The 18,838-nt window shown below is 55.8% G+C and carries 14 protein-coding genes; 9 read left to right on the top strand and 5 right to left on the bottom strand.

From position 1 onward, the window contains the following. Positions 1 to 161: 161 nt before the first annotated feature. Together Q1A69_RS04080 and Q1A69_RS04075 are read left to right on the top strand one after the other, a co-directional pair. Positions 162 to 1,277 carry a glycosyltransferase family 4 protein gene (locus tag Q1A69_RS04080; RefSeq protein ID WP_299581557.1) on the top strand — a complete coding sequence of 372 codons (1,116 nt, stop codon included), beginning with the start codon at positions 162 to 164 and terminating at the stop codon, positions 1,275 to 1,277. Continuing rightward, positions 1,274 to 1,939: a YrbL family protein gene (locus Q1A69_RS04075; protein WP_299581473.1), complete on the top strand. Its 666-nt coding sequence runs from the start codon at positions 1,274 to 1,276 to the stop codon at positions 1,937 to 1,939. The genes Q1A69_RS04080 and Q1A69_RS04075 overlap by 4 nt, the downstream gene beginning before the upstream one ends. On the opposite strand, the gene Q1A69_RS04070 is transcribed toward Q1A69_RS04075, so the two are convergent. Then, entirely contained in the window at positions 1,936 to 2,826 is an 891-nt protein-coding gene (locus tag Q1A69_RS04070; RefSeq protein WP_299581469.1) for an ELM1/GtrOC1 family putative glycosyltransferase, read from the bottom strand. The genes Q1A69_RS04075 and Q1A69_RS04070 overlap by 4 nt on opposite strands. A 178-nt stretch (positions 2,827 to 3,004) precedes the next feature. On the opposite strand from Q1A69_RS04070, the gene Q1A69_RS04065 reads away from it, so the two are divergent. Next, positions 3,005 to 4,339 carry a UDP-glucose/GDP-mannose dehydrogenase family protein gene (locus tag Q1A69_RS04065; RefSeq protein WP_299581467.1) on the top strand — a complete coding sequence of 445 codons (1,335 nt, stop codon included), beginning with the start codon at positions 3,005 to 3,007 and terminating at the stop codon, positions 4,337 to 4,339. Between the two features lie 111 nt (positions 4,340 to 4,450). On the opposite strand, the gene Q1A69_RS04060 is transcribed toward Q1A69_RS04065, so the two are convergent. The 3 genes from Q1A69_RS04060 to Q1A69_RS04050 all read right to left on the bottom strand — a co-directional run bounded on the left by Q1A69_RS04060 (position 4,451) and on the right by Q1A69_RS04050 (position 10,157). Continuing rightward, complete coding sequence (locus Q1A69_RS04060) at positions 4,451 to 5,413, bottom strand: branched-chain amino acid transaminase (RefSeq protein WP_299581465.1); 963 nt, start codon at positions 5,411 to 5,413, stop codon at positions 4,451 to 4,453. Between the two features lie 60 nt (positions 5,414 to 5,473). Continuing rightward, on the bottom strand, positions 5,474 to 8,317 hold the full coding sequence (gene glnE, locus Q1A69_RS04055) for a bifunctional [glutamate--ammonia ligase]-adenylyl-L-tyrosine phosphorylase/[glutamate--ammonia-ligase] adenylyltransferase (protein WP_299581463.1): 2,844 nt from the start codon (positions 8,315 to 8,317) through the stop codon (positions 5,474 to 5,476). Between the two features lie 67 nt (positions 8,318 to 8,384). Beyond that, complete coding sequence (locus Q1A69_RS04050) at positions 8,385 to 10,157, bottom strand: GspE/PulE family protein (RefSeq protein ID WP_299581461.1); 1,773 nt, start codon at positions 10,155 to 10,157, stop codon at positions 8,385 to 8,387. 143 nt (positions 10,158 to 10,300) lie between these two features. Here Q1A69_RS04050 and Q1A69_RS04045 point away from each other — a divergent pair, with 143 nt between their 5' ends. The 6 genes from Q1A69_RS04045 (at position 10,301) to ilvD (ending at position 17,917) form a co-directional block, all read left to right on the top strand. Next, a complete protein-coding gene (locus Q1A69_RS04045; protein WP_299581459.1) occupies positions 10,301 to 10,978 on the top strand; it encodes a TIGR00153 family protein in 678 nt (225 codons plus the stop codon). Between the two features lie 10 nt (positions 10,979 to 10,988). Beyond that, on the top strand, positions 10,989 to 12,263 hold the full coding sequence (locus Q1A69_RS04040; RefSeq protein WP_299581457.1) for an inorganic phosphate transporter: 1,275 nt from the start codon (positions 10,989 to 10,991) through the stop codon (positions 12,261 to 12,263). A gap of 264 nt (positions 12,264 to 12,527) precedes the next feature. Further along, entirely contained in the window at positions 12,528 to 13,406 is an 879-nt protein-coding gene (locus Q1A69_RS04035; protein ID WP_299581454.1) for a DMT family transporter, read from the top strand. Continuing rightward, positions 13,384 to 14,547, top strand: a complete 1,164-nt coding sequence (gene argE, locus Q1A69_RS04030) for an acetylornithine deacetylase (protein ID WP_299581451.1) — start codon at positions 13,384 to 13,386, stop codon at positions 14,545 to 14,547. Before Q1A69_RS04035 ends, argE begins: the two co-directional genes overlap by 23 nt. 74 nt (positions 14,548 to 14,621) lie before the next feature. Next, entirely contained in the window at positions 14,622 to 15,944 is a 1,323-nt protein-coding gene (gene argA / locus Q1A69_RS04025; RefSeq protein WP_299581448.1) for an amino-acid N-acetyltransferase, read from the top strand. Between the two features lie 137 nt (positions 15,945 to 16,081). Then, a complete protein-coding gene (gene ilvD / locus Q1A69_RS04020) occupies positions 16,082 to 17,917 on the top strand; it encodes a dihydroxy-acid dehydratase (RefSeq protein WP_299581445.1) in 1,836 nt (611 codons plus the stop codon). 47 nt (positions 17,918 to 17,964) lie between these two features. Here the strand turns inward: ilvD and Q1A69_RS04015 are convergent, their stop codons facing one another. Further along, the gene (locus Q1A69_RS04015) at positions 17,965 to 18,615 is read right to left on the bottom strand and encodes an energy transducer TonB (protein WP_299581442.1); all 651 of its coding nucleotides are present in this window, start codon (positions 18,613 to 18,615) and stop codon (positions 17,965 to 17,967) included. Positions 18,616 to 18,838 lie beyond the last annotated feature (223 nt).

Below are 18,838 nucleotides of genomic sequence, written 5' to 3'. Positions count from 1 at the left end.
TCACAGGAAGAAAACAAACGCCGGTAGGGTGTACCACCAGCTGTACGGGGTCGGGCTTCGCTGCATATAATGAGTTCCCTGCCAGGAAGCCAAAACCCGGCCATCATATCACTGGCAGAACATTTTCTTCTTGGTCACTCGGAGCTGGTCACTTGAAAGTAGTGCAACTACTGCCCGCCTTGAATTCGGGCGGGGTTGAACGCGGAACCGTGGATTTTGCCCGTGCGCTGGTCCATGCCGGACATCAGTCAATTGTCATTTCCAGTGGCGGGCGCATGGTCGAACAGTTGCAGCGTGAAGGCTCGCAACATATCACCATGCCCATCCACAAAAAGTCCTTAACCAGTCTGTTACAGGTGCGTCCACTGCGCAGCCTGCTCAAGGAACTGAATGCCGATATTCTGCACGTACGCTCCCGCGTACCGGCCTGGCTTACTTATCTGGCCTGGAAAAAAATGCCGCAAGCCAGCCGTCCGAGGCTGCTGAGTACCGCCCATGGACTCTACTCGATCAATCGCTATAGCGCGATCATGGCAAAGACTGAACAAGTTATTGCTATTTCCCGTTGCGTCAATGATTACCTACTCAAAAACTATCCGAGTGACCTACAGGCACCACCCCAGATTGTCTACCGGGGCGTGGATACCGAAGAGTTTCATCCGACAATTAGCCTGCCCGAAAACTGGATGGAAAAAACCTGTGCCGAATTTCCCCAGCTTGAGGGAAAGCGCTGGCTGCTACTTCCTGGACGTCTAACCCGCTGGAAGGGCCAGGAGGATTTCATCGACTTAATCGCCAAGCTCGCCCCCCTGAATAGCGACATACATGGCGTTATCCTCGGCGGTAGCGAAGCGAATAAAGCCCATTACGAAGAAGAGCTCAAAGAGAAAGTACAAAACCTGGGCATTGAAAATCGTATCAGTTTTGTCGGGCATCGCTCAGATATCCGCTACTGGTACAAGCAGTCCTCTCTGGTTTTTAACCTGTCTCAGCGCCCTGAGCCTTTTGGCCGTACCGTTATTGAAGCCGCCGCCATAGGTACTCCCATTATCGGCTATGACATCGGCGGCCCGGCCGAGTCCCTACAGGCTTGCTTTCCGCAGGGGTTGGTCAATCAAGGGGACTTACCAATGCTCCTCGAACGCACTCGGGAAATACTCGACACGCCGCTGCAAAAACCCCATCTCTCGGAGGATTTCACCCTGGAGAGACAGGCCTCACACACCATGGATATCTATCGAGCGATGCTCAATAGCAGTGCCAGGGCAACGCAATGATAGATTTAAACAACCGGGACCCCTTTGCCAGCGGGGGCAATCGCTTTTGTTACCTTCACCCTCAAGATCCCCAAAAGTGTGTCAAAGTCATGCGTCCGGGGCGCACCCGGGTACTGCTGAACAGAGCGCCCTGGTTTAAACGCTGGCGCGGCTTGGACAGCTTTGACGACAACCTGCGCGAACAAGAAGGTTATAGCCAGCGGGCCATACAACAAAGTCGAGAGGGGCTGTGGCAGCACCTACCGCGCTGGTACGGAATCCAGGCAACGACCCTTGGTCCAGCTGCGGTCACCGATATGATTCTGGACGAGGCCGGGACCCCGGCCCCCACCCTGCGCCAATACCTCAACAAGAATGGATTGGATGCAGAGATCCGCGCGGCCCTTGAAAAATTTGCCGACTGGCTATTGGAGTACGAGGTACTGACCAAAAACCTGATCGCACACAATCTGGTTCTGCGCCGGGAAAATGGGCATTTACAGGTCTATGTTATCGACGGTTTAGGCTGCGCCTCATTTTTACCTCTCCCCCAGTTTTCCCGCTTCTTTGCCAGACGCTATATCCACCGCCGTATTCAGCGGATGTGGCTGCGGGTCGAGTGGGAGGTCTCCGACAAGAAAATACCCTGGAGAAAATTTGAGGCGCGAGGTCTCAAGGGCTAATTTAGCGGCAAGCCACAGCGGCGCAAGAGCGCCCTGGCACACAGGAGATACTGATCTAAAGGTTGGCGCTGTGGCTGAGCCAGCACCTCGCCAAGGTGTTCGCTGACAATGTCCTGATCGATCAACCTCTGCACGGCTGCGCGGACCTTGTTGGACTTGCCCCGACCGGGAACCCGGATTACCCCCACTCGCGCGCGACTCTGCAGGGACTCGAACAACATTGAAACACTGTCTTCACTCACCCAGATCTGCCCTGCCAACGCCATCTGCTCCTGAACCCAACCGGGAGCACATGTACGCCAATCGACCAGGTTGATACGTTCACCGGACAACGCATCCAGCGTGCCCTCTGGAGTGCGCCGGCTGTCTGTAATTTGCCACTCGATAGGCTGGTTTAGCAGTGGCTCGATCTGTTCACTGATCGCCCGGATATCCCAGGCATAATGCTTGCTCGGGCCACCGAGCAATACCAATCCGCGCCCGGCCTGCGGGCTATTTTCAGGCAAAGGTTCCGTGAGCGCACCCTGGCTTAGAATAACGTTCTCGAGAGGTGGTGGCCGATCGTGTTCCGGCACAATCGCATAATCGAACCAGCTAAATGGCAACTGAGGACGATTAATCGATATCGCACGCCCACCAAAACGTCGCCGGGCGGCCAACATCGGCAGGCGACTCTTGCGACCAGTGCCGATAAGGAAATCCGGCTTTGGAAGCTGCTCTAGTTCTTCCATTCGCCCCAGCAATATACGCGATGGGGTTAACCCAGCCGGGATATCAAAGCTCTGTACCTGTCCGGCAAAACTCTTTCGCAAGCCGCAAACCAGCGCCGCGCTCTGCTTCTCATGCGCCCGGTTACCATCGAGAAAACGCCAAACTCTCAGCTGCAAAATGCGTAAACCCCTGTCATTGAAAAGCCTGCAAGCATAGCGTATTGCGCCTTTGTCAGCGAATAAGAGAGTCCCAGAATGCCGTGCTTAGCACAGGGTATGCTGGCAATATCTGGTACACTAGCGCGCATGTTTTATGGGCAACACAGCCCCTTCAGCGACAGGTAATGGGATACACATGAATGTAACGGTATTTGGCAGCGGTTACGTCGGTCTAGTTCAGGCCGCAGTTTTGGCTGAAGTTGGCCACAATATTTTATGCATTGATATTGATGAGAAAAAAGTCGAAGACCTGAAAAATGGGATTATCCCCATCTACGAACCCGGCTTATCCCCACTGATCGAGCGCAACCTGAAAAATGGGACCCTCAATTTCAGCACTGATGCGTCAAAGGGTGTCGAGCACGGCGAAGTCATCTTTATCGCCGTCGGAACCCCCCCCGATGAAGACGGCTCTGCCGATCTTCGCCATGTCCTGGCAGTCGCCAAGTCTATCGCCACTTATATGGCTGGCCACAAAGTCATCGTCAACAAGTCGACAGTTCCGGTTGGCACTGCGGATAAAGTAAGCAAAGCTATCACTGCCCAACTGGCAGAGCGCAATGCGAAAAACCTGACCGTTGAAGTGGTATCAAACCCCGAATTCCTCAAAGAGGGTTCTGCCGTCAGTGATTGTATGCGACCGGACCGAATCATTATTGGAACCAGCAGTCCCTCCGCAGAGGATGCCCTGCGCCAACTGTATGCTCCCTTCAACCGCAACCACGAAAAAATCATCACCATGGATGTCCGCAGTGCGGAACTGGCCAAATATGCAGCCAATTGCATGCTGGCCACCAAAATCAGCTTTATGAATGAGATGGCACAGATTGCCGATCACGTAGGGGCCGATATTGAGCAAGTGCGCCAGGGTATCGGTTCCGATCCCCGCATTGGCTACCACTTCATCTATGCCGGCATCGGCTACGGCGGTTCATGTTTTCCTAAAGATGTAAAAGCACTGATATCGACGGCGTCCCAAATGGGCATATCTCCCGGTATATTGAATGCAGTTGAGGAGCGAAACCAGGCCCAGAAAAGCTATTTGCTTGAGAAAATTAAAGAGCATTTTGGCAACGACCTGAACGGCAAAACCATCGCACTCTGGGGACTTGCCTTCAAACCCAATACCGATGATATGCGTGAAGCCCCCAGCCGCACGTTAATGGAGCAGCTTTGGCAGCTAGGAGCAAAAGTGCAGGCCTTCGATCCCCAGGCCATGGAGGAGTGCCAACGGATATATGGTGTTCGTGAGGATATGCAATTATGCGGCACGAAAGAAGTCGCGCTATCTGGAGCCGACGCCCTCATTATCGCGACCGAATGGCAACAGTTTAAAGCGATTGATACAAAGGCAGTAATTGAAGCGCTAAATAACCCAGTTATTTTTGACGGGCGCAATCTCTATGAGCCCAAGCACATGAATGACAACGGAATAGATTATTACTGCGTAGGCCGCCCCAAAAATAAGTAGCGCTCAAAAATACTGCTTGGGGGGGATAGCCCCCCATTGCTGAACAATAGCCGTTCCAAAACGCTAAAATGCATGTTATCAAATCAAAAAATTAACTGGCCTCTAGCGGTTTCAGGCAACGGCAAAGCGATTATCCTCACCAAAATTACCATCGGCCACATCGCTCAACCATCCCCGATGTGCAGTACTGCGCCCCTGTACCACATCGAAATAAAGCCCCTGCAGGCGACCAGTGATTGGTCCGCGATGGCCACTGCCGATGGATCGCCCATCGAGCATACTGACAGGTAGAACTTCCGCCGCAGTACCGGTGAAAAAAGCTTCGTCGGCGATATAAACCTCATCGCGGGTAATACGCTTTTCCACGACGCGATAACCGCACTCCCTGGCCAACTCAATCACCGTATCCCTGGTAATACCATCCAGGCAGGAAGTCAGCTCAGGGGTATAGATAATCCCGTCCCTGACAATAAAAAAATTCTCCCCGCTGCCCTCGGCCACATAGCCTTCGGGATCCAACAAGAGTGCTTCTTCACAGCCGTTGCGAATCGCCTCCTGCAGAGCCAGCATCGAATTAATGTAATTGCCGTTGGCCTTGGCCTTGCACATGCTGATATTGACGTGGTGGCGAGTATAAGAGGAAGTATTCACCTTTATGCCGCGCTCCAGTGCCTCGGGGCTCATATAGCTGGGCCACTCCCAGGAAGCCACAATCACATGAGTAGTGAGACCCTCTGCACGCAATCCCATCCCCTCAGACCCGTAAAACACCATCGGCCGCAAGTAGGCTTGATGCAGGTTATTTTCCCGCACCACCAGACGCTGGGCTTCATTCAGCTCATCGGCATTGAAAGGCATTGGGATATTCATGATTTTCGCAGAGCGGAATAATCGGCGAGTGTGATCCTGCAGCCGAAAGATACTGGCTCCACGGTCGGTCTCATAGGCGCGTACACCTTCAAACACCCCCATACCGTAATGCAGGGTATGGGTCAGCACATGCACGCGCGCATCGCGCCAGGGCACCAATTCACCATCAAACCAGATAACGCCGTCGCGGTCGGCAAAAGACATAGGGCAACTCCTACAAATCCTGAAAAACAGTTTAATCGGGCAGCAGGGTAAAGCCGGGCTTTAACCGAGTAATTGCTGCCAGTTTGTTAGAACGGTCTTTCTTTCCGCTGTGAAGCGGTCATCGCTCACTGTCCCTGGCAAATGTTGTAGTGCCAGGCGATGACCTTCAGATCGGTAGGCTTTGTAGGCGTCGATCAGATGCCCGACCTGTTTGGCCGGCATCAGGCCCGCGTCGTTCAGACTTTCGAGAATGCGAATATTATCGGTATACCGCACGATCGAGGGCGCAGCTTGTGCCCAGGCCAGAGCCGCATATTGAACCAAAAATTCAATATCGACAATACCGCCCGGGCCGTGCTTCAGATCGAAATTCTGATCATTGCTCTTATCCAGATGGGTGCGCATTTTATTGCGCATTGCGATCACTTCCTCGCGCAGTTTCCCCTCATTTCTCGGCTCGCAAAGCAATCTAAGGCGCAGCGCTTGAAAATCCTCACAGAGTGGGCCACTGCCCGCAACCGGACGTGCGCGCACCAGAGCCTGGTGCTCCCAGGTCCAGGCGCTCTCGCGCTGATATTTTTCAAAGGCCGTCATGGAAGTAACCAGCAGACCCGAATTACCCGAGGGGCGAAGGCGGGTATCCACCTCATAAAGGGGTCCGCTCAAGGTGCGAGTTTGCAGGATATGAATCAGCCGCTGCGCAAGGCGGGTGTAGAAGCGCAGGTTATCAATGCTGTTATCGCCGTCGGTGTAACTCTGCGGATCCGCATCGTGCACAAATACGATATCCAGATCCGAGCCATGAGAGAGTTCCAAGCCACCGAGCTTGCCGTAGGCCACGATAGCGAAATGCATATCTTCCGCCGTGGCCCCGGCCGGCTGCCCGTATTTACCCACCATCTGCGCCCAGGCCAAACTGAGGGATTGCTGCAATATTCCCTCGGCCAGCCAAGTGAGGGAGTCGCTGACCTGCATCAGCGGCAATGCACCGCTAACTTCCTGAGCGGCGATACGAAGGCTCTGGCTCTGCTTGAAATAGCGTAGCGCCTCCATCTGCAGCTCCAGATCTTCGGGGTCAATCCGCAACAGCTCGCGGCGCACTTCATCGGCAATATCTGCCGCCGTGGCCGGCGCCAACAGACGGCGGGAGTCCAGCAGTTCATCCAGCAGAATCGGATGGCGCGCCAACTGCTCGGCGATTCTGGGGCTGGCGCTACACAATTGCACCAACTGGCTGAGCACCGGTGGATTTTCATTGATCAGCACCAGATAAGCGCTGCGACGCAATATGGAACGCACCAGAGGCAGCACCCGGCCGAGCACCAAAAGTGGCCGTTCCTGTAAACTGGCCGCGGCCAATAACAGCGGCATAAACTGGTCCAAACGCGCACGCGAGGGTGCCGGCAGAGCCGCTACCATAGAGGAGTCATTTAGGTCTTGAAGCAGATCCAGCGCCTCACGCGCCGGGCTAAAGCCGATATTTTCCAGTGTTTGCTGGTTGACCTCTTCACTGCCCCCCTCACTGCAGCTACCCCATAGCCCCTGCCACTCCTCTGCCACGCGAGGTTCCGCAATCTCTTCCGGCGGCGCGATAACAGTATCGAACTCACGCTCCACCACATTGCGTACCCCTGCGAGCTCAGCGTACAGTTGATCCCAGCTGTCGCGGCCGAGGGCGAAAGCGAGCCGCTCACGTTCCGACTGATCCTGCGGCAACGCCTGGGTCTGCTGGTCTTTATAGGCCTGCAGGGCGTGCTCTACACGGCGCAGCAGCAGGTAACAATTTGCCAGCTCATCGGCTACACCGGGCTCCACATGGCCATCGGACTCCAACAGAGGCAGCAGTTTTAATAAATTGCGCTCACGCAGCGCCGGTTCGCGCCCCCCGCGAATCAACTGAAAAGCCTGGGCAATAAACTCCACCTCACGAATTCCACCGCGGCCCAATTTAATATTGTCCGTGAGTCCCCGAGCCCGTACCTGCCGCTGGATCAAGGCCTTCATTTCGCGCAGAGCATCAATCGCGCTGAAGTCGATATAGCGGCGATAAGTGAAGGGGCGCAATAATTCCATCAACTCTGCCGCGACTTCACTTTTGCCAGCCACTGGGCGCGCTTTAACCATGGCATAGCGCTCCCATTCGCGCCCCTGGGTCTGGTAGTAATCCTCCAGCGCGGCAAAATGACTCACCAGGGGGCCACTATCGCCGTAGGGGCGCAGGCGCATATCCACGCGAAACACAAAACCATCGGCGTTAATCGCGTCCAGGGATTTAATTAAACGCTGCCCCAAGCGCTGGAAAAATTTCTGATTTTCCACGCACGGTTCACCGTCGGTGTGGCCCGGCTCCGGATAGGCAAAAATCAGATCGATATCCGATGATAGATTCAATTCACGGGCACCCAATTTGCCCATTCCCAATACCACCATGGACTGTGCATTCCCCAGGCGATCGCGGGGCTCACCGTAGCGCTGTGCCAATTGGTCGTGATGCCATTGCAAGGCGGTGTTGATCGCGAGCTCCGCCAGATCGCTGAGACGCAGGCAGGCTTTTGGAATATCCCATTGGTCGGCAAAATCCCGGTAAATAACTTCGGCGATTGTGCGATTGCGCAGCTGCCGCAGGGAAAAATCGAGACTTTCATCGCTATCAAAGCTGGCTAACGGCAGGCCCTGGTCATCACTCTTCAGCAGATCTATCAACAACTGCGGTTGGCGGCGACACTGTCGATAAAAAAACTCGGAGCCGATAAAACTGCGCGCCAGCCCCAATCGAAGCGCCCTATCGCGCAATAGTTCTTTCGCTTCCCCAGCCAGCTCCGAACCCGCCTCTTCACTCCAGTCGCACCACAGGGATTGCAGTTGGGACTGCAGGGGCTCGGGGCAAATAGCGCTATCAAACATACGGAATCAGTCCTTATTTCCAAAAGTGGTGAACACTACAAGGGGCCGCTGGGCCCACCGCTCTCGGTCAAAAAGCGATATCTGGCGGCGGAGCCACACGCAACACTTCCGCTACTGTGGTCACACCGGCCGCCACTTTTTTGGCTCCCGAGAGACGCAGGCTATTCATGCCATCGCGCATAGCCTGACGGCGCAACTGCTGCAGATCACAATCGGGGGTCACGATCGTCTGCACCGCCTCGCTGAACGGCAGGATTTCATAAATACCCTGGCGTCCTTTGTATCCGGTGTTGCGACATTCAAGGCAGCCTTCTGGCCCGTATACCTTATCGGGCATTGGCGCTTTCCACGGGCGCACCAGGGAGTGCCAATCCGCCTCATCAATTTTGTCTTCACGCTTGCACGCGGGGCACAGTGTGCGCACCAAGCGCTGGGCCATCACGCCCAAAATGGTGGACTTCAGCAGGTAATGGGGCAACCCCAGGTCCAGCAGGCGGGTAACCGCCGTGGGGGCGTCGTTGGTGTGCAGAGTGGAAATCACTAGGTGGCCGGTGAGGGCCGCCTGTACGGCCATCTGTGCGGTTTCCAGGTCGCGGATCTCTCCCACCATGATGATGTCTGGGTCCTGGCGCATCAAAGTGCGGATACCCGCGGCAAAATCGAAACCGATAGCATGGTGCACTTGGGTCTGGTTGAAGCTCTCTTCCACCATCTCGATGGGGTCTTCCACCGTGGAAACATTAACGGCACTGGTGGCCAACTGCTTGAGGCCGGTGTAAAGGGTTGTGGTTTTACCCGAACCCGTTGGACCGGTAACCAGCACGATGCCGTTGGGGCGCGCCAGCATTGTCTGCCAACGAGCCAGGTCGGAACCCGCGAGCCCCAGATCGCTGTAGGAACGTGCCAATACTTCAGGATCGAAGATTCGCATCACCAACTTCTCGCCGAAAGCAGTGGGTAGGGTGGACAGACGCAGCTCCACCTCACTGCCATCGGGTCGCTTGGTTTTGATGCGGCCGTCCTGGGGCTTGCGCTTCTCCGCTACGTTCATCCGCCCGAGGATTTTCAAGCGGCTGGTCACCGCCGCATTTACTTGGTCGGGCAATTCATGGATCGGATGTAAGACCCCGTCGATACGAAAGCGTATGCGCCCCACCTGGCGCCGGGGCTCGATATGGATATCACTGGCGCGCTGATCAAAGGCGTGCTGTAGCAGCCAATCGACAATATTAACAATGTGCTGGTCGTTGGCCTCTGGGTCTTTGAGGCCGCCCAGTTCCAGTAACTGTTCGAAGTTATTTGCCGCAGAGGTACCCTGCAGACCACTGGCGCCGGAAATGGAGTTGGCCAGGGAGTAAAATTCCACACAGTAACGTTTGATATCCGCCGGATCTGCCACCACGCGGCGCACCCGGCGCCCGCTGGTGTGTTCCAGCTGTTCTTCCCAACCGTGAGTGAAGGGTTGCGCGGTAGCCACCATCAGCTCTTCCGCACCGGCCTCAACACACAGAATTTGGTGGCGCTTGGCAAACTGAAAGCTCATCACCTCTGTGACGGCATTCACATTCACTTTGAGCGGGTCGATATGGTAGAGGGGATGAGCGGAACTCTCCGCCAACCAGGCACTGAGCAACTCGTGGCTCAGAGTACCGGGGGCCTTCTGGTTTCCCAGATCGCAGCTGGCGATATAGCTAAGGGGGTGCATCTGTGCCTGCTCAGCGGTGCGCGGCGACCCCACGATGCGGTTCGCGTCCAACCTGCTCACGTAACCTTGGACGACAAGGTCTTCCAGTAGTCCGCGCAAATCCAGCAACCTGTCCGCCGCTCTGCTCTCAGCCATCGGTAACCCCTTATTCTCATATGACGACGCATTGTAGCCCTATCAACTATTGGGGACAGTGCATCGTTAACGCACTATTACCGAAGTTGCCCCGATTGGGGTACCATGCCGCCGATTTCGTGTCCTGAGCAATGGAGCTAACCATGGCCCTGTCGAATATTGCCAATCTGTTTGGCCGCTCACCGATCAAGCCGATCGAGAAGCATATGGCTACGGCCCACGAGGCTTCAGCCGACCTGATCCCCTTCTTCGAGGCCCTGATAAAAGGCGACCTGGAAGAGGCGGAACAAATTCAGTTGCGTATCTCTGCTACAGAGAATCGCGCAGATGACATCAAGAGAGACCTGCGTCTGCACCTGCCGGACAGTTTGTTTATGCCTGTTTCGCGGTCCGATCTGCTGGAACTACTGCACGCACAGGACGAAGTAGCCAATACGGCTCAGGACATCGCCGGGCTGGCGGTGGGCAGAAAAATGCAGATCCCGCAGAACCTGCAGTCTCTGATGACCACCTTTGTAGAGAGCGCTGTGGCCACTTCTGCCCAGGCACTGCGCGCCATCAATGAGCTGGACGAGCTGCTGGAGAGCGGCTTTGCCGGGCGCGAGGTGAACATCGCCAAGCGTATGACAGAAGAGCTGGATGAATTGGAACGCAAGTCAGACAAATTGGAAGTCGAGATTCGCGCTGCACTGTTTTGTATAGAAAAAGACTTACCGCCGGTGGATGTCATGTTCCTCTACCGGATAATTGAATGGATCGGCGAACTGGCTGATCGCGCCCACAGCGTGGGTAACCGTTTGCAGTTGTTGTTGGCACGTTAGGGGGTTCAGCGTGGAAATTCTTAGTCAATACGGCCATATCTTATTGATTCTGGCCATTGTGGCGGGCTTCTTTATGGCCTGGGGCGTTGGCGCCAATGATGTCGCCAATGCCATGGGTACCTCAGTAGGCTCCGGCGCACTGACTATCAAACAGGCGATTGTCATCGCCATGATTTTTGAATTTGCTGGCGCCTATCTGGCCGGTGGGGAGGTTACCGCCACCATACGTAAGGGCATTATCGATTCGGACGTCTTTGCCTCACAACCTCAGCTACTGGTGTACGGTATGCTGTCGGCGCTACTCGCAGCGGGTACCTGGCTGCTGGTGGCCAGTATCCTAGGTTGGCCGGTATCCACCACCCACTCTATTGTCGGCGCCATTGTGGGCTTCTCCGCGGTGGGCATATCCGCCGATGCCGTATCCTGGGGCAAGGTGGGTAGCATTGTGGCGAGCTGGGTCGTGTCGCCACTGCTGGCAGGCACCATCTCCTTCCTGTTGTTCCGCAGTGTTCAGCGCCTGATCCTCGACACCGAAGATCCTTTCGCCAACGCCAAACGCTACATCCCTTTTTATATGTTCGCGGTAGGCTGGATGATCTCCATGGTGACCCTTACCAAGGGTCTGAAGCACGTTCTCAAAGATGCGAATATCAAGCTCAGCTTCATACAGGATGCCGGCATTGCGGCGATTGTCGGCCTGATCGTCGCGGGTGTTGGCGTCAGCATGCTCAAGCGCATTAAGCGCGACCCCTCGATCGAAGCAGAAAATCGCTTTGCCAATGTGGAGCGGGTGTTCGCCATCCTGATGATTTTCACCGCCTGCGCCATGGCCTTCGCCCACGGCTCCAACGACGTGGCCAACGCAGTGGGCCCGCTGGCGGCGGTAGTGAACACCATCCAGAGTGGTGCCGTCACCGCTAAAGCCACTATGCCGTCCTGGATTCTCCTGCTCGGGGGCCTGGGTATCGTGGTTGGCCTCGCCACTTACGGTTTCAAGGTAATGGCCACCATCGGCAAAAAAATTACCGAGCTGACCCCCAGCCGCGGATTCGCCGCCGAGCTCGGCGCCGCCTCCACGGTGGTGATGGCATCCGGCACCGGCCTGCCCATTTCCACCACCCACACATTGGTGGGTGCGGTGCTCGGCGTCGGCTTGGCGCGGGGCATAGGCGCACTTAACCTGCGCATGATCACGACCATCGCGGCCTCCTGGGTCATCACGCTGCCCGCGGGTGCGGGTATAGCTATTCTATTCTTCTACTTTTTTAAAGGGCTATTTGGCTGATCTCAGCCAGGTCTATCGAACTAAAAAAGGGAAGCTGAGCTTCCCTTTTTTAGTTCTGCCTTTTCCCCCAGGTAACTCTTCTGAACACGCCTCAACTAACCCTCGCTACCATCTATTGAAAGAATACCGGGACACACGGATTACCGATTTTTCAGGGCCATGTACTGGCTTCCAGGGCGTGGAGCGCTTCCATTTATCCCCCTCGCACGCAATACTCACCGGCCAATACTCGCCATGTGAATTTGGCTCTGAGAACGCTTTAACATGCCACTCCTTATCATTGTCACACTCTTGTGGGCCTTCTCTTTCAGTCTCATCGGCGTCTATCTGGCGGGGCAGGTAGATAGCTACTTTTCAGCGATGACCCGAGTTTTATTGGCCGCTCTGGTTTTCCTTCCGCTGTTGCAATGGCGTCGCTGCAGCGCGCGCAACGCCGTAACCCTAATGGCTATTGGAGGCCTACAGCTTGGGGCCATGTACCTCTTTTATTACCAATCATTCCTTTTGCTGAGTGTACCTGAAGTACTATTGTTCACCATATTCACCCCCCTCTATATCGCCCTGCTCTACGATCTGATAGAGCGACGCCTATCACTGTGGAATCTGGCCATTGCCCTGCTTGCAGTATTCGGGGCAGCTATCATCCGCTGGGATTCTCCCAGTGGAGACTATTGGGCTGGTTTTGCCGTGGTCCAGGGCGCTAACCTGTGCTTTGCCGCTGGCCAGGTGGCCTATCGGCAATTTATGCGGCAGGATCAGTCACTTCCCCCGAGACAGACATTTGGATGGTTTTTCCTCGGTGCGGCCCTCGTTAGCGTGATTGCCTGGCTGATCCTGGGGCGCCCCCAATATCCGCAGAGCGCAACGCAGTGGACTGTGCTGCTGTGGCTCGGGCTGGTCGCCTCCGGCCTTGGCTATTTCCTCTGGAACAAGGGGGCTCTCCAGGTTTCCGCCGCGACACTCGCCGCCATGAACAATGCTTTGGTACCAGTCGGCCTGCTGGTAAATCTGTTGATCTGGAATCGCGATGCAGATATCCCCAGGTTGGCTCTGGGTGGATGTGCCATTGCCGTGGCGGTTATTCTCAATGAGCGACGCAATAAGATAAGGGACAATCCCAATGGCACCTATCGCAGTACCTGAGCTAAAAACCCAACTCCAACAGCTAATCGCCTGCCCAAGTGTCAGTGCCACAGACCCGGCTCTGGATATGGGCAACCGCCCGATTGTGGAAATGCTCTCCGCATGGCTAGAAACTTTGGGCTTTGCCGTTGAACTGATGCCCCTCCCGGGCAGCCCCCACAAGGCCAATCTGATCGCCACCCTGGGCGCACGTGAAGGTGCCGAAGGTGGCTTGATACTGTCTGGACACACCGATACGGTCCCCTACGATGAAGGGCTTTGGCACTCAGATCCCTTCAAACTCACGGAGCGTGATAACCGCCTCTACGGTTTGGGCAGCAGCGATATGAAGGGTTTCTTCCCTCTGGCTATTGAAGCGGCACGATCCTTTTGCCATCAACCGCTGCGCCAACCCCTGACGATACTTGCCACTGCCGATGAGGAAACCTCCATGACCGGCGCCAGAGAGCTCGTCAAGGCGGGTCGGCCAAAGGGGCGTTACGCGGTGATCGGAGAACCTACCGGTTTGCGTCCGGTGTGTATGCATAAAGGCGTGATGATGGAGTCGGTACGCATCACCGGACAATCCGGCCACTCCTCCGATCCAAGCCTCGGCGCCAGCGCCCTCGAGGCCATGCACGGCGTGATTGCAGAGCTGCTCAGCCTGCGGGGAGAGTGGCAGGAGAAATATAATAACACCGGGTTTGTCGTCCCCGTGCCCACCTTGAACCTGGGCTGCATCCACGGCGGCGACAATCCCAATCGCATCTGCGGCGCGGCGGAGCTGCAGTTTGATGTGCGCCCCTTACCGGGCATGGCTCTTGAGGAATTGCGTGCGGAACTGCAGCAAAGGTTGCAGGCCCGCATCCCCAGCGACAGAATTCAGATGGAAATAGTCCCACTCTTTCCCGGCACCGAGCCCTTTGAGCAAAGCCGTGATTCCGAGCTGGTCAAGGTTGCCGAAAAGCTCACGGGTTACAAAGCCGAGAGTGTCGCCTTCGGCACTGAGGCCCCCTACTTGAAGAGTCTGAATATTGACACTATTGTGCTCGGCCCAGGCGATATCGACCAGGCACACCAACCGGATGAATACCTCGGTTTGGACCGTATAGAGCCGATGGTGAAAATATTGCACAACCTGATCGGCCGCTTCTGCCTCTAAACCGGGCTATACCGCAGACCCGTATTCGGCTGCGCCCTTAAATCGCAAACACTTCGACAGACGGTAAGGCATTAGTGAGCGACGAAAACGCCTCTCTCAACTGGTTCCGCCACGCGGCACCCTATATCAACGATCTGCGTGGTCGCACTCTGGTGGTCGGCATTCCCGGCGACGGCCTGGAACATCATAATTTTCGCAACCTGGTTCACGACCTGGCCCTCCTCGCCAGTCTAGGTGTGCGCCTGGTAGTGGTGCACGGTTCCCGCGCACAGGTCAGCCGCGCCCTCGATGAACGCGGTATCGAGAACCGTTTTCACGGCAGTAAGCGCATCACCGACAGGGAAAGTTTGGAAGTCATTAAAGCCGCAGTGGGGAGATTACGTTTCGATATTGAAGCCGCTTTTTCCCAAGGGCTCCCCGATTCCCCTATGGCCCGCTCGGCATTGAAAGTGATCTCGGGAAATCTGGTCACCGCCCGCCCCTGCGGGATTCTCGATGGCGTGGACCTCGGCTGGACCGGCACGGTCAGGCGTATGGAAATCAATACGATTGAACAAGCTCTGGACCAGGGCGCGCTGGTATTGCTATCGCCACTGGGCACCTCTCTGACTGGTGAGCTATTTAACATCAACTACCTGGATCTGGCCGCGGAGGCCGCGCGCGCATTGCGCGCCGAAAAGCTGGTGCTATTTCGCGAGCCGGCCCAATTGCTACTCAATGACAACCCGGTCAATGAACTCAGCATTGTTCAGGCCGAGCAGGCCGCCACCCGGGTACAGAGTGAGACCCTGCAGTGCGCTATTCGCGCGTGTAATTCCGGTATTGCCCGAGTTCACCTTCTTAGCTATTGCCAGAATGGCGCCCTGATCCAGGAACTCTTTCGCCGTGAGGGTGCAGGAACCATGATCTACCGGGATAGTTATGAGGTCGTGCGCCGGGCCCGTATCACCGATGTGGGGGGCATTCTGGGCCTGATCCGCCCGCTGGAAAAACAGGGGGTGTTGGTACGGCGCTCACGGGAAAAACTCGAAGCGGAAATTGAGCACTTTACCCTGGTGGAGGTCGATGGGACGCCTGTGGCCTGTGCCGCGCTCTACCCCATCCAGGAGGAAGGCGGTCCAACATCCGCAGCGGAAATCGCGTGTGTGGCCAGCCATCCGGATTTTCGCGGCGGCGGTCGCGGCGCCAAACTAATGCGCCACCTGGAGCGCCAGGCTCGCACAATCCATATTTGCGAGCTCTATGTCCTCACCACCCAGACCGAACACTGGTTTATTGAGCAAGGCTTTGAGCAGGTGAATGTCAGTGATCTGCCCGCCTCGCGGAAATCCTTATACAACATTCAGCGCAATTCCCGCATCCTGCGCAAGCGTTTGGGCTGGGATAACGACGCTTAGGCAAGTTCGACACCACCTTATTCGAAATCGTTATCCTAGTAACGCACTCAGTGGACCACTAATGGGTGAAAACATCCCGAATATGGGCTTTTTTTGCTAAGCTGTCGCTTTAATTTGCCTAGCCGGATGCTTGAATCATGCCCAGATATCGTTCCCGTACCTCCACCGCCGGACGCAATATGGCCGGCGCCCGAGCCCTGTGGCGCGCCACAGGCATGACCGATGCAGATTTTCACAAACCCATTATTGCTATCGCCAACTCCTTCACCCAGTTCGTACCGGGTCATGTGCACCTGAAAGATATGGGGCAACTGGTCGCGCGGGAGATCGAGCGCGCCGGCGGCGTCGCCAAGGAGTTCAACACCATCGCCGTAGACGACGGCATCGCCATGGGCCACGACGGCATGCTCTACAGCCTCCCCAGTCGCGAGATTATCGCCGACTCAGTAGAGTACATGGTCAATGCCCACTGCGCCGATGCCCTGGTATGTATTTCCAATTGCGACAAGATCACCCCCGGAATGCTGATGGCCGCGCTGCGCCTGAATATCCCGGTGATCTTTGTTTCCGGCGGCCCGATGGAGGCCGGCAAAACCAAATTGGCCGATCACAAACTGGATCTGGTGGACGCTATGGTGATCGCCGCCACCGATACGGCCTCCGATGAGGAGGTGGCCGAGTACGAGCGCTCTGCCTGCCCCACCTGTGGGTCCTGCTCCGGCATGTTTACCGCCAACTCCATGAACTGTCTCACCGAGGCTCTGGGGCTCTCGCTACCGGGCAACGGCACCCTGCTGGCCACCCACGCAGACCGCAAAGAGCTCTTTCTGCGCGCTGGGCGGGAAATCGTTGCCCTGACTAAGCGTTACTACGAAAAAAATGACGAGAGTGCCCTACCCCGTAACATCGCCAACCGCACCGCCTTCATGAATGCCATGGCCCTCGATATCGCCATGGGAGGCTCGACCAACACCATTTTGCACCTGCTCGCCGCTGCCCAGGAGGGGGATATCGATTTTCATTTAGAGGATATCGACCGGCTCTCCCGCGAGGTTCCCCAACTGTGTAAAGTCGCTCCCAACATCGAAAAGTACCATGTCGAAGACGTCCACCGGGCGGGGGGCGTTATGGCAATTCTCGGCGAGCTGGAGTCCGCCGGACTGATCGATACCTCGCAACCCACCGCCTACGGCGGCTCCCTCGCCGATGCGCTGAACCGCTGGGATATCAGCCGCACCGATGACAACTCTGTGCACGACTTTTACCGCGCCGGCCCCGCAGGCATTCCCACTCAAACCGCTTTCAGCCAAGCCTGTCGCTGGCCGACCCTGGATGCCGACCGCCAGCACGGTTGTATCCGCTCCGCAGATCACGCCTATTCAGCGGAAGGGGGCCTGGCGGTACTGTTTGGCAACCTGGCCCCCAATGGTTGTGTGGTAAAAACTTCCGGCATTGACGAGTCATTGTGGCAATTCGAAGGCCCAGCCCACGTCGTCGAAAGTCAGGAAGCCGCTGTTGCCCATATTCTCGATGGCAAGGTACATAAGGGTGAAGCGGTGATTGTGCGCTATGAGGGACCCAAAGGCGGCCCCGGTATGCAGGAGATGCTTTACCCCACTAGTTACTTAAAATCCAAGGGGCTTGGGGAGCACTGTGCCCTGATCACCGATGGCCGCTTTTCCGGCGGTACCTCCGGTCTATCAATCGGCCACGTATCCCCGGAAGCCGCCTCCGGTGGCAACATCGCCCTAGTCCGTAATGGCGACCCAATTCGAATCGATATACCCGCACGCAAAATTGAGATTGTTATTAGTGAAGACGAACTCAACAAACGTCGTCAGGAAATGAGCGGGTGCGGTCAGGCGGCCTGGAAGCCGAGTGAACCGCGTCCGCGCAAAGTCAGCAAGGCGCTAAAAGCCTACGCATTACTTGCCACCAGTGCCGACCGGGGCGCGGTGCGGGAAATTGATTAGGTAGAAATACCTGGGATTTAAAAAAACGGCCCCAGTGGGCCGTTTTTTTATTGCGCCAATTTATAGGCAATACGATTGCGCACGCCATAGCGCTCAACCGGCTGGCCATCTTCCACTTGCGGCTGATATTTGAAGCGCTCTGCCGCTGCCAGCGCCGAGCGGTTAAATACGCTGGTGGCATTACCGGCGCTATCATAGCCAGCAACGACCCTGACATTACGTACCGCGCCGGTTTTGGTTATCACAAACTCTACAATCACGTACCCCTCTATGCCTCTGCGCAGAGCCGCACTGGGGTAACGCGGTGCGGGCTTATAAACAGGCAAAGGGTCTCTCGATACCAAATCAAAAATGCCTTCGTTAATAACAACCGGAGGCGTCACTGTTGTATTGGTATTTATAACCTTTACATCTTCTTTCTCTCTGGGAGGCTGAAGCGTTGGCGGAACTTCCTGAGGGCTTGCCGGTGCCTCATACTCTTTCATGGTAACCACTTTCTTCTCGGTAATATCGATAGGCTGAATCGTCGGTAATGGCTTTGCTAGAGGCTCCTCAAAACGAGTGGAGATCAACTGGCTCATTAAAAAAATCAACCCGAGGGTGGTCAGGGCAGCGTAGGCTAAGCCCTTCGCATAACTAGAAAGCAAGTGGGTAGGGAAAAATTCGGGGCTGGAAATTGGCGTGCAAGCTCTATCCATAACACCTCTCCTATTGTTATTAGGGTGCGTAAAAGGCATCCAAGTGCCGTAATGGAAAAAGCTGATCAGCTGACTCTAATCATTAGCCAATTTATATAAAAATGCAAATAGTTCGTTAATACAGGTTTTCTCAATTTTTTGTATTGGAAATCAGAAGTAAAAGAACATAAAAAAAGCCGTGCATTTCTGCACGGCTTTCTCGAGGACCTAAAAAGCTAACTCA

It is taken from the genome of uncultured Microbulbifer sp., from assembly GCF_947498635.1.
Lineage (GTDB): Bacteria > Pseudomonadota > Gammaproteobacteria > Pseudomonadales > Cellvibrionaceae > Microbulbifer > Microbulbifer echini.
This window is presented reverse-complemented; position numbering and strand designations above follow the sequence as displayed.